The sequence below is a fragment of the Nonomuraea sp. NPDC049758 genome (genome assembly GCF_040674635.1).
Taxonomy (GTDB): domain Bacteria; phylum Actinomycetota; class Actinomycetes; order Streptosporangiales; family Streptosporangiaceae; genus Nonomuraea.
In genome coordinates this window covers 1-12,584 of the sequence record NZ_JBFAMZ010000054.1, presented here as the reverse complement: position 1 = coordinate 12,584, position 12,584 = coordinate 1, and the positions used below count along the sequence as shown (strand labels likewise).

Genomic DNA, 12,584 nt, shown 5'->3' with positions numbered 1-12,584 from the left:
AATCCCCGGGCGTTCGTCTGGACCAAGACCGCTGAGGAGATCTTCGAGACCATCGCCGCATATCTCAATCGAATTAACGACTCAGAACACTAGCCCGGCGGTCGGCTGTCCCCACGCTCCGATAACACCACAGTGGGTGAAATGAGTCGTCTGCACGACGCCGCCGAGCGGCAACCGCGAGCGAGTGGAAATGTCCGGTCACAACCGCGCCGATTTGGAGCGCCCCTTAATAAGGCTAATGATCGCTTCCTGCACCTGGTGCACGACCAGCCCCAGGCTGGCCACAGCGGATCTGCTCGGAATCTAGGGACTGCAGGTGGAGGACCAGCGCTTCGTTCTGCTGCAGGCACTGACGCTGGCTTTGGCGGGATTGCGTGCCATCGCCAGTTTCTCCATCCACTTCGCCACGGCTATAGGCGTGCCTTACGATTCCAGCCGAATCGAGTAGCGGTGATGGCGCAGCTCCCACAGATCCGTCAATTGCCGATCATGCGCCGCAGCAAATACAACATAGCGATATCCGATCTTGAGCGCGACTTGCCCTATGACGGGAAACCCGTTCGATGACTATGGGAGGTGGGTGGATGAGTGGAGTTGTCGGCGAGTTGGCACGTGCCGGGGATGCCCTAGCTCGCCCTACTCTGAGACTTCTTGATGGCAAATGGGGTCATTTCCGAGTGGCTGTGCTGCGTAGCGCGTTCTCCCGAGACCAGCGTTCGATCCAGGTGGACGCCCTCCATGCGCAAATCGACACGTACCTTGCCGAGATGCTCGGTGAAGGCATCGAGGTGCCAGCCTCGGAGAGCGGCCGCGCGCTGTGCAACACGTGGGTGAAGAACCAATGGCTGTACCGCGACAACGCCCCGGACGGCAGCCTGGTGTACTCGCTAACATCGTCGTCACTGGAAGCTCTCGACCTGATCCAAAACCTGTCACGAGATCGGGCGCTGGTCTCCGAGTCCCGTCTGACAATGATCCTGGACACCGTCCGGCGTTGGGCGACCGAGGCCTCGGCAGATCCCCAGGATCGTGTCGATCGCCTGAACGCTCAGATCCGCGAGCTGGAGGTCGAGCGCGACCGCATCGCCAGCGGCGGCGCCGTGGCCGCCGCATCCGAGGATCGAATGCTCGACGGATACGCCAACCTCATGGACTTGATCGGCCAGCTACCGTCGGATTTCAAACGCGTCGAGGAATCCATGCTCGAAATGCACCGACAGATCCTGCGGGACCTACGTGACGAAGAGCGAATGGTCGGCGAGGTTCTGGACGAGTATCTGGAGAGCCAGGACCGCCTACTACGGACCACTCCCGAGGGACGGGCTTTCGACGGCGCATTCGAGCTGCTGCGAGACGCGGAGCTCATGAACGAGCTGCGCGAGAACATCCAGGTCTTGCTCGGCCACCCGGCCGCCGAGGCCCTCGACGGGCGGGACGTGACCGAGCTGCGCGGCACGGTCACAGTGATCCGCCAGGGCACCAGGGACGTTCTGGACCAGCGGCACCGGCTGTCCAAGACCCTCAAAGAGCACATCGTCAACAACGACCCGCTCGCCGAGCGTGAGCTGGAGCGTGTCCTTCGCGGTATCCAGCGGGAGCTGATGACCTGGATGGAGACCGCGGGGCCCAGATCGATGGTCGACGTTGACCTGCTGCCGCCGGTAGCGAAGATCGGCCATTTGCGGGAGAAGATGTACGATCCGGCCGCAGCGGCCCCTCCCCCTCCTCTGCGGCCGGCCGACGACGACGTTCCGACCCCGCCGAGCGTGGAGGAGTTGAGGGCCGTGGGCGGTCCGTCACTGGAGCAGATGCGAGCCGCCCTCATCGACGCGCTGACGGAGTTCGGCGTGGCAACCGCAGCACAGGTGTTCAACGCTCTCCCGACCGATCTTCGGCGACCGGTGGAGATCCTGGGACTTCTCCACATACTCTCCGGCCTCGACGACTCCTCCATCGCCGACGGGACCACCGAAGAGTTCCACGCCATCCGCCCTGACGGGCACCGACGCACCTTCCTGGCCCCTTCCGCCTTGCTGTCCTCCCACCACGCCGAACGACTCGCCGCCGCAGTTGATGAGGGAATCCCCGATGCTTGAGCCCAATCCGTCGGAGACCGACGACCGCCTCGAGGAAGCGCCGAGCGGATACGACGAGCAATCCTCGGCGACAGGCGAGGAGCTCGCCGACGACAGCGACGCCAACCGATCCACTCTTGCCCTGTTCTCCGGCGACGAAGGTGGCCTGTCTCTAGAGCAACGGCGCGCGCTGGTGTGCCTGATGCGGAACAAGTTCGTCTCCGCCACAGGCAACCCCGCCGAGTGGCGCGTCATCCGCGAACACAGCCAGCTGATCAAGTCACGGCTCAACGACATGTTCCTCGACCTGCACTTGGACCTGCAGCACGAGGTTGCCTACAAGCGGAAGGTCATCTCCGATGGCGCCGACTTCCCCACCCTGCTGCAAAACACCGCCTACACCCGCGAGGAGACGATCCTGCTGGTGTGTCTGCGGCACCGGTACCGCGTCGAGCAGCAGGCCGGCCACGACGACGTCACAGTCGAGCGGCAGGAATTGCTTGACTACATCGCCACCTTCCGGCCACCACATGCCACCGACCGGTCGCGAGACAAGGGGCGCGCGGAAAAAGCTGTCGACAACATGGTCGCCAGCCGGGTCCTGACCCGAACCAACGACGCTGACCGGCTGCGGATCTCCTCAGTCATCGCCGTCCTGCTGCCGCTTGCCCGGTTGGCCGAGCTGCACGAGTGGCTAATCGCCAAGAACCGCGGCCAGGGCTCGCCCGCCGAGGACCTCGACACCGACATCGACGATGAGCTGCAAGTCGTAGAAGACGCGGTGGAGATGGAGGCGCTGGGGTGACCGTACATCAGGACGCGATGTTCTATGTCCCTGGGGCTGACGCCGGCATCACGCAGTGGAAGGTGGAGACTCTTCAGCTGGTCAACTGGGGCGGATTCTCCGGCCACGCCAGTGTGTCGTTCTCGCCCACTTCGACGCTGCTGTCGGGGGCGTCCGGCACGGGAAAGTCCACGCTCCTGGACGCCTACATCGCCGTGATGATGGACTCCTCGGTGCCGTTCAACGGGGCCTCCAACGACGCGACCGTCGGCCGGGCCCGCAGCGCGGACCAGCGCAGTTTGCTGTCCTACCTGCGCGGTAAGCAAGACATCGGGCGGGACAGCGCCACCGGGGAACTCGCCGACCAGGTGCTGCGGGGACAAAACAGCGCCACCTGGGGCGCCATCGCGCTGACATTCATTGATGATAGGCAGCGGCGCTACACCGTTGCGCGGCTGTACTACGTTCCGCGCTCGGCGGTACGCGACAGCGACCTGGTCCGCAAGATGTGCACGATCGACGGCGCCATCGACCTGCGTGCCCTGGAACGTTTCGCTGCCGACAAGTTCGATCGGCGTTCGGTGACCGCCGCGTTCCCGAACCTGAGCATGCACGACAGCTACAGCGCGTTCTCGCAGGCATTCTTCACTCGCCTGGGCATCGGCGTCGGCGGCGACGGCGCCCGGGCGCTGCGACTGCTGGCCCGTATTCAGGCCGGCCACCAGGTCAGCTCCGTCAACGACCTGTACACCGCCATGGTGCTGGAGTTGCCCGGCACCTATGCCGCAGCGGATGCGGCGCTGGAGCACTTCGGCGACCTGGAGGACGCCCATACAGCGATGGCCACCGAGGAAGCCAAGGCCAGAGTTCTGGAGCCGATCCCAGAGCTGAACGACAACCGTGAAGCCGAGTTGGCCAAAGCCCGGCTCATTGACGGCTTCGGCATCCACATCGTGTCCGGTGATTCCCCGCTCGGGCTGTGGAAGCTGACGTGCGAGGAGAAGCTGCTGGAGACGGCCGAGATCACGAACCGCGTCCGGCACGGCGAAGCCAAGACCGACAAAACGGTCGCGGAGAAGCGGCGCACCGAGCTCACCGACCGCAAGATCAACCTGGAAGCCGACCTGGGCGGCAATGACGCCAACGCCACGATCACCGGCCTGGAGCGGGCCGTCGAGCAACTCCAACAGGATCGCGAGGCTGCCCGGTCCCGACGGCAGACCTTCGACACCAACACGCAGCGCCTACACCTGGCGATGTCCAAGGAATCCGATTTCTCCGCCGCGCAGACCGCCGCCACAACATTCCTGGATAGCTACGAAGAAGCCGCGAAGGTCGCTCGCGACGAGCGAGACTCAATCAGAGATGAGGCCCGCGAGCCGCTGGCGCTCAAACGTGAACTGCTCGAGGAACAACGGTCCCTGTCCAGCCGCGCCGGCCGTATGGATCCCAAGCTCCACGCGATCCGCATGCAGATCGCCGAAGAAACCGGCATCGATGCTGAGATGCTGCCGTTCGTCGGCGAACTCATCGACGTCCCGGCCGATCACCAGGGTTGGCGCAAAGCCATCGAGACCACCTTGTTCGGACTGGTCAGGGTCATGCTCGTCGACGCGAATCGGCTGGACCACGTGTCGAAGATCATCGATCCGCTGCGGCTGCGAGGGCGAATCAGCTTCGAAGGCGTAGACCTGACTGCCACGGCACCTCCACGTACCCGGCAACCCGACCGGATCTCGGAGAAGCTCGACTACAAAGACTCCCCGTTCACGGCGTGGGTCCAGAACCGCCTCACCGCCGACAACACCGATGCCTTGTGCGTGGAGAGCCCGGAGGGGCTGTGCGGCCCCGGCCTTCGTGTCACCGCAAGCGGCCAGACCCGATCGGGCACCTCCGGCGCCCATGGCGAACGAGGTGCCCCTAACGTCATCGGCTTCACCAACACCGAACGCCTCGCCGAGATCGCCGAGGATCTCGAAAAGATCGAGAAGATCCTGACCCGCCATGATCAAAAGCGGACTGATGTCGACCGGAAGATCAACGCACTGGCCGACGATCGCGTGGCCCTTGGCCACGTCCTAGCTGTCGCCCGCTTCAGAGACATCGACCCAGACGGCATCGAAAACGACATCCGGGCCAAGCAGCAGCTGCGTGAGGACATCCTCAACGCCGACGACACGCTGCGCAAACTCCGCACCGACCTGGAAAGCGTCGAGCAGGAACTAGTGAAGGCGGACAAGGCCTACTACAGTGCCGACACCCGGATGGCAGAGCTCGACAAGGCGTGGAATGAGCTAGTCGAACGAAAAGACGCCGTCAGCGGCAGCATCGATCGGATCAACGCCCAACAGGCAGTCACCCTCACCAACGAGCAGACCGCGTACCTGAACACGAAGTTCGCCGAGGTAGCCACCGCCGACGATCTCAACGGCTTCACCACGGGCGTCAAACGTCTCGAAAAGCGCTTGGCCGCATCCGCCGAGGAAGCCCGAGCCAAGGCACAGCAAGCCACTCAGGCCCTGGAGACGGTGTTCAGCCACTACCAGCACACCTGGAATGACCCGAACCTGTCCGACTCCATCGACGACTACCCCTCCTATCGCAAGATCCTCGACGGGATCCTGACGACCGGACTTCACAAACGTCGCGAGGAGTGGACCAGACGCCTGACCGATTGGTCCGGCCAAGACCTCGTCCCTCTCGCCGGAGCGTTCGGCAACGCCATCGATGAGATCATCGATCGGCTCACACCCATCAACAACATCCTGGCCGGGCTGCCCTTCGGCGCACGCCGTGACCGGCTAAAGATCGAATTGCGGATCCTGAAGCGCGACGACATCACCAAGTTCAAACGCGAGCTCAATGCTCTGGCGCGCCTGAACGTCGACGGCATGACCGACAGTAACGTCCAAGCCGCCTTCGCCCGGCTGCAGGAGTTCATGAAGCAGATTCGCCCCGAGGGGCGAGGTAAGAACACTCGCGACTACTTCCTGGATGTCCGCAAGCACATCAACGTCACCGCCGTCGCCTACGATGCCGAAGGGCGCGAGCGTGCCACCTTCGACAGGATCGGCGGAAAGTCCGGAGGCGAGGCCCAGGAACTGGTCGCGTTCATTGTCGGGGCCGCGCTGCGCTTCCAACTCGGCGACGACGAGAACGTCCGGCCCCGCTACGCCCCGGTGTTCCTCGACGAAGGGTTCGTCAAAGCTGACAGCGAGTTCACCGGCCGCTCGGTCGATGCGTGGAAGGGCCTGGGATTCCAGCTGATCATCGGAGCGCCGTTCGACAAGTTCACCTCGCTGGAGCCCCACGCCGACCGCGTACTGCTGATGGTCAAGAGCCCTAAGGGCTACTCGTCGGTCAACGCGATCGAACCGAGGTTGCAGATTTCCGCCCAGCAGAACTCTGACGATGAGGGGCCAGCGTGAAGACTCCGGATCAGGTTGTCGCCGACGCCCGACGAAGGCTGGAGAACACCTGGCACGACCAGGCCGTCGGAGCCGGCCAGGCGTGGCCGCACAAGTTCCCGCTGAGCGTGCCCGGCAAGAAGGACGCACTGGAAAGCGGATGGCAGACGACCATTCACCCGCTGATCCGTACCTGGCGCGACTGGGTCGCGCGACACCCCGTCCGACTGCACACCGCGTCGCGGCAGGTTTTCACCACCGTCCAAGACGTGCCCAGCCACCTGGAGATCTTTACTCCCGACGATGCCGCCGCCGTCGTCGGCGGCGGCTGGGCCGAACGACTCGAACGCGGCCGACGCCGAGCAGCGTTGCTCGCCGATGTCTTCCCCGCGGCGCCCGAGCCACAACACATCATCCGAGCCGCGGACGGCCACACCGACACCGATTTCGCCCTGCTGCTGGAAGTCGCCACTTGGTTCACCCGCAACGACGCCTCCGGCTACACCCCACGGCAGGTCCCCATCCCCGGTATTCACGCCAAGTGGCTCAACACGCACCAGCCACTGATCCTGGACCTCACAGGCCGGGAAACCCTCGGCCTGCTGCCGGCCCACCCGTCCCGGATCCATTTCACCTACCTCGACCCTGGCCATCGCACGATCGGCGGGCGCCGCCACGACAGCGCGACCGTCGGCGACACGTTCGCACCGGCGTATCAGCCGGACATCGTGATCGTCTCCGAGAACAAGGACACCGCAATTCACTTCCCGCCGCTACCTGGTGGCATCGCCGTGGAGGGGAACGGGTTCGGCGGCAAAGCCGCAGGGGCCTTCAGCTGGCTCACCAGTGCGCGCCACCTGTTGTATTGGGGCGATATCGACGCCTACGGCTTCGAGATCCTCAACGGCTGGCGGGACGACGGAGTACTGGCCACCAGCATCCTCATGGACCAGGCCACCTACGACGCCTACGAACCCTTCGGCACCGACACCGACCGCAATGGAAAGCCACTACAGCCCGGCGTCCCCAGACCCTTGCCGCACCTGACTGAAGCCGAGCGGGCGGTGTATCAGCGCTTGCTTGACCCGGCACTTCAGGGTCATCGGCGAATCGAGCAGGAACGCGTCCCCTTGAGCCTAGCGAACGCCGCGGTACAGGCGGCCATCAGGGACAGTTGAGGTCAGCCTCGACCGGGAATTTTGCAGCGCGGGTGCTTACCGGCCTCCGGTAGCCCGCAGAGCCGTTCGCCGCCAACACGCGGATTCGTCTGGGCCAGCAGCACGGTGAGGCGCTCGAGCATGCCGTAGGCGATGGACCTGATCTAGCCTTCCCTCATGAGAAACCTGTCCCAGCCATCAACCGCCACGTGGTTGATCTGTCCGATTGGACAGCCCCTTCATCGGCCTGCTCTCGAGCTGGTTGACAGGTGGCTGTCGGGCCGAGTGGGTCATCAACGCCTCACGCCGGAAGCTCCTGCACCAGAACCTGATCCTCAACGACCATCCGCACCAGCCTCGAAGCAAAGTCCGTCGGACATCGCAACGCAGCCTGCCTGCGACGTGACCGACCTCACCGAGGTTGCGATCGATTCGCCGAGAAGCTCTTCGCCAGGGAAATGGTGAATAAACACCACAACGCCATATAAACCACAGCTCAAGCCTGATAACCCTGCATTCGAGCGGCACACTTGCTAGCGACTTCTGCTTGGACTCCGGCGAGGCTACCTGCGACGTCACGCGCCTACGCATTACGGGCGGTTCTTAGCTCGTATATTCACCTGTCCGAAATCTGCTGCGGTGCCCCAACTGCCGGATCACCGGTCCGACGTATGAGACAGCGGTCCTGAAGCGTGCCTATTGTTAAACTAGTGACGTGCCCCCTACCTCACTGTGTACGATCCATCACGGTTGGCCAGGATGTCGCGAGCCGCGCCTCGAGTCCGCTCACACTGGCCGCCGTGACGATCGAGCAGGAAGCGGCGAGAGGTAGCGTGTGCACGTCCAGTCACTTCACATTCGAAATTTCCGTCGACTCAAGCATGTCCAAGTTGACCTGGAAACAGGAACGACTATTTTCGTCGGCGCCAACAACAGCGGAAAAACCTCCGTCTCGCATGCTCTGCAGTGCTTCCTGAGCGGAAGGGAAACATTTTCTCTATACGACTTCAATGCCGACTGCTGGCCCATTTTCAATAATCTAGCCGAGCAGATCTCGGTTGAAGAACCACTCTTCCCGCGCATATCGCTGGATATCTGGTTCGCCGTCGACGCGCACAGTCTTCACCGCGTGAAGAACCTGATCCCCACACTCGATTGGGAGCAGGCACCCGTTGGCATCCGACTGGAATACGGCCCCAAGAACGACGCATCTCTGCTCAGCAACTACCGTACAGCGCGGGCGAACACGACACCTCAGCCACGAGAAACTGCTTATAGATCGTGGCCGCAGCACATGACGGCGTATCTAGAAAAGCGCCTACGAACCGAATACGAAGTTCGCTACTTCATCCTTGACCACACTCGACTCGATGACGATGGGGAGTATCCCGAGGACTACCGCCCCGCGCCATTTGTCTCGGCTGCTGAAGGTCAGCGCGTGCTGGCGTCGCTACTCCGAGTCGACTTCATGGACGCCCAGCGACATCTTTCCGACACCTCTTCACACGGCCGCGCCGGGGATCTATCCAAGAAGCTTAGCAGCTTCTACCGGCGCAACCTCGACAAGTACCAAATAAATCCGGAAGCGCTCAACACTTTGGCCGCCTCCGAGGCAAGCCTCAACGAACACTTCGCCGCGGTCTTTGATAGCACCCTGAACAATATCCGTACGCTTGGCTATCCCGGGTTCTCGAACCCTGAGATTGTGGTCAAGACATCCCTCAAACCAGAGACCCTGGTGCACGAGAACGCAGGGGTGCACTACGTTCTGCCCGGACTGCCCGGGGGCTCTGACGGCCAGCCAGCAACGCTGCCGGATCGCTACAACGGACTTGGCTTCAAGAATCTCATCTACATGGCGGTCGAGATACTCGACTTCCACAATGCATGGCAGGAGATAGAGGACGCTCGTCCACCCGTGCATCTGGTCATGATCGAGGAACCAGAGGCGCATTTGCACGCCCAACTACAGCAAGTCTTCACCCGCAAGCTCAGAGGAATCTTGCGCGATCCACAAGGCTGCAATACGCAACTAGTCCTCACGACGCACTCGGCACATGTCATTTACGAGAGTAGCTTCCGCCCCATCCGCTATTTCCAGCGGCGTGATGGAGGAGCCGGCGTCCCTGATACCGATGTCAAGAATCTCTCACTCTTCCACGATGGGGAGGCAGAGTCCTCTCGCGCCTTCCTTCTCCAATATTTCAAGCTTACCCACTGCGACTTGTTTTTCGCAGACGCAGCCGTCTTCATCGAGGGAAACGTAGAGCGCCTACTCCTGCCTCTCATGATCGAAAAAGAAGCTCCCGAGCTCAAATCCTGTCACTTGACGCTGCTGGAAGTGGGCGGTGCCTTCGCTCACAAATTCCAAAACCTTATTCAGTTCTTGGGACTCACCACCCTAATCGTCACCGACCTCGACAGCGTCCTGCCAAAGGCGCAACCCTCCACCAATGAGATCGACGACGATGACCCCGAGGTCGCTACTCGGGTGTCACACTCCTCAGGTACGCCGTGCCTGGCAGGAACCCCTGATGCCGTCACCGACAACCCGATCCTCATCTCGTGGGTTCCATGCCGCACGTCGGTCACGGACCTCTTGGCGGCCACCGACGAAGAAAAACTTGCCAAAGCCTTGCCCTATGTAAAGGTGGCTTACCAGACATCCGCGAGTACGGAGTGGCAGGGCCAGAGCGAGAGTACTACTGGCCGTACCCTGGAGGAGGCATTCGCTCTACAAACCTCCAGTGGACACAGGAGGACAAGCAGGCGGATCTCGGACTGCGAGTGGTCAAGCGTCGCGAGGCACCACCCGATATCAGTGAAATGCAGGAGCGGATTTTCCGCCGAGTACGCAACTTCGACAAGACTCGATTCGCTCTGAATCTCATGACCGCCGATATGGGCGCCTGGATGACGCCAACCTACATTGCCGTAGGACTCCGGTGGCTGTCATCGCAGTTGGGTGCCGAAGTGATCGACGTAGCCTCCAATCCCAAGGTGGGCACTGACGTATGACCTCTCGAATCGCCTCGCCGGATACCTCTGCCGACCGGGAGCTGCGTACACTGCTCAATCGGAGTCCGCTTCAGTGCTTCCGAGTTGTCGCTGGCGCAGGCTCCGGCAAGACCACCACCCTGGTTAAGGCTCTAGCGCACGTCGCCGAATCGCACGGCAAGACCCTACGCGCCAGATCGCAGAAGATCGCCTGCATCACCTATACCGACATTGCCGCCGAAGAGATCCGCTCCGATGTACAACACGGCTCCATCTTTCATGTTTCGACCATCCACACTTTCCTCTGGACTCTGATCAATCCGTTCCAGCGCGACATTGCGTCGTGGGTCACTGAACGCATTCAAGAAAGACTGGCAGCAGACATTGAGGCCGAGCGGGGCTTTAGCAGCCGCATCGGTACCAAGCGGCGCCAGGAGACCAGAAAACGCATCGAACGTTATGAGCGACAGGCCAAAGAGGTCGTATCTGTTCATCGCTTCACATACGGCACAGGCAGCAATTACGGTAAAGGCATAGTTGGGCACGATGATGTCATAAAGTTGGCGACTACCATGTTGGAACGCCACCCTCTTTTGGCCCAGTTGACAGTCGCCGAGTACCCCTACATCTTCGTCGATGAAAGCCAGGACACCTTTCCTGCCGTTGTGCATGCCCTCAGGAGACTTGCACTGCAGCACGAGGGCAAGCTCTGCTTGGGATTCTTCGGTGATCCCATGCAGCGCATCTATGCAACGGGCGTCGGTTCAATCGACCTCGACCCAGGCTGGAAGGACATCAAGAAGCCCGAAAACTTCCGCTCACCCTCGCAGGTCCTGACGGCGATCAACGCCATCCGCTCAGGCGGCGACAACCTGGTGCAGAAATCGGGACTGCCTATTGGGAAGCAGCGCGAGGGAGATGTCACAATCATCGTCGCCCCTCGCACCCAGGACAGCCTGATAACCCTGCACGAGGTTCGACGTTGGCTGGCCGACCGACACAGTTCCGACGCCTGGCTGAACGATGATGCCCAGTCGGCACTCAAAGTGCTCGTGATCACTCACCGTATGGCCGCCCGGCGACTCCGTTTCGAAACTCTCTATGCCTGCTTCCACGACGGGGCGCCAATCAGCCTGAGTGAAGCTTTCGACGAGGGCACGGCCTGGCCTCTCACGCCGTTCCGGACGGCGATTCTTGCCATGGCAGCCACCCCAACGAACTCCTTCGACGCCATGACGCTGCTCCGTACTCACTCCCCCCGCATCCAGGACATCCGTGCCGGCGACGATCTCACCACCATCCTCAGCTCGCTCAAGCATGGCCTCACCGAACTTGCAGGCGTCGTAGCAAAAGGGGGTCCAGAGTCAGTCGGGAAGGCTCTGCGGATCGTCTCCAGTTATGGCCTCGTCGAACTCGACGAGCGGTGGATAGATCATCTGGCCACCAGCGGCGACAGCGACATACTTCATGCCGCCGACAGTGACAGCGAGGTGCTTGATGCCTTCATGGCTTGCGACATCCACGAGTTGCAAGGCTACTTCAATTACGTGGGTCGCGAGTCGCCGTACTCCACACAACAAGGAGTGAAAGGCGCCGAGTTTCCCAATGTCCTCGTTGTCCTAGACGACGCAGAAGGCACTCACTCTCACTTCTCCTACGACAAACTATTCGGTCTGCGAAAGCTCTCTAAAGCGGGTGAAACAGCGCGTCGAGAAGGCCGCGACAGCGTCCTGGAGAGGACACGCCGACTACTTTATGTCTGTTGCTCTCGTGCTACTGAGTCGCTCACCGTCCTGCTGTATTCTGACAGCGTTCCTGATGCACTGGAGGCTCTCCGACGATCCTCGATCGGCGCCGCTGGTTCTGTCCTTGACTTCGCCGAGATCGGAATAGGGCACCCAGGCAGACCTGGCCCCCAACAAGGCCTCGTTTAACGCCGGGCAAGCGAGCGACCTCCAGCCGCTCGCCTGACATCAAGCCTCGAGGGATTGGGCTTGATCCGGTTTGACGGACATCTGAGATCAGGGGCTCGTCCCCGGAAGGATGTCCATGATGGAGAGCATGGGGACGAAGAAGCCGCGTCCTCGCCGCTCGTTCACGCCGGAGTTCAAAGCCGAGATCGTCGAGCTGTGCCGGCGCGGTGACCGCTCGGTCGGGCAGGTGG

At 61.9% G+C, this 12,584-nt stretch carries 7 protein-coding genes; all 7 read left to right on the top strand.

Annotated elements, in window-relative coordinates; all coding sequences use genetic code 11:
* Positions 1-316 precede the first annotated feature (316 nt).
* Positions 317-448: a hypothetical protein gene (locus tag AB0J46_RS51565; protein WP_364344760.1), complete on the top strand. Its 132-nt coding sequence runs from the start codon at positions 317-319 to the stop codon at positions 446-448.
* A gap of 115 nt (positions 449-563) precedes the next feature.
* Positions 564-2,096 (top strand): DUF3375 family protein, encoded by a 1,533-nt coding sequence (locus AB0J46_RS51560; RefSeq protein ID WP_364344757.1) that lies wholly within the window; start codon positions 564-566, stop codon positions 2,094-2,096.
* Positions 2,089-2,880, top strand: a complete 792-nt coding sequence (locus AB0J46_RS51555) for a DUF4194 domain-containing protein (protein ID WP_364344754.1) — start codon at positions 2,089-2,091, stop codon at positions 2,878-2,880. Before AB0J46_RS51560 ends, AB0J46_RS51555 begins: the two co-directional genes overlap by 8 nt.
* Positions 2,877-6,287, top strand: a complete 3,411-nt coding sequence (locus AB0J46_RS51550) for an SbcC/MukB-like Walker B domain-containing protein (RefSeq protein WP_364344751.1) — start codon at positions 2,877-2,879, stop codon at positions 6,285-6,287. Before AB0J46_RS51555 ends, AB0J46_RS51550 begins: the two co-directional genes overlap by 4 nt.
* A complete protein-coding gene (locus AB0J46_RS51545) occupies positions 6,284-7,444 on the top strand; it encodes a Wadjet anti-phage system protein JetD domain-containing protein (protein WP_364344748.1) in 1,161 nt (386 codons plus the stop codon). The genes AB0J46_RS51550 and AB0J46_RS51545 overlap by 4 nt, the downstream gene beginning before the upstream one ends.
* Positions 7,445-8,258: 814 nt before the next feature.
* Positions 8,259-10,307: an AAA family ATPase gene (locus AB0J46_RS51540; protein ID WP_364344745.1), complete on the top strand. Its 2,049-nt coding sequence runs from the start codon at positions 8,259-8,261 to the stop codon at positions 10,305-10,307.
* A 130-nt stretch (positions 10,308-10,437) separates the two neighbouring features.
* Positions 10,438-12,354, top strand: coding sequence for a UvrD-helicase domain-containing protein (locus tag AB0J46_RS51535; protein WP_364344742.1), 1,917 nt, complete (start codon positions 10,438-10,440; stop codon positions 12,352-12,354).
* Positions 12,355-12,584 lie beyond the last annotated feature (230 nt).

Excerpts from the sequence above, each read along its gene's own strand:
- AB0J46_RS51535 (WP_364344742.1), top strand. The coding sequence starts at position 10,438 with ATGACCTCTCGAATCGCCTCGCCGGATACCTCTGCCGACCGGGAGCTG.
- AB0J46_RS51560 (WP_364344757.1), top strand. The coding sequence starts at position 564 with ATGACTATGGGAGGTGGGTGGATGAGTGGAGTTGTCGGCGAGTTGGCA.
- AB0J46_RS51555 (WP_364344754.1), top strand. The coding sequence starts at position 2,089 with ATGCTTGAGCCCAATCCGTCGGAGACCGACGACCGCCTCGAGGAAGCG.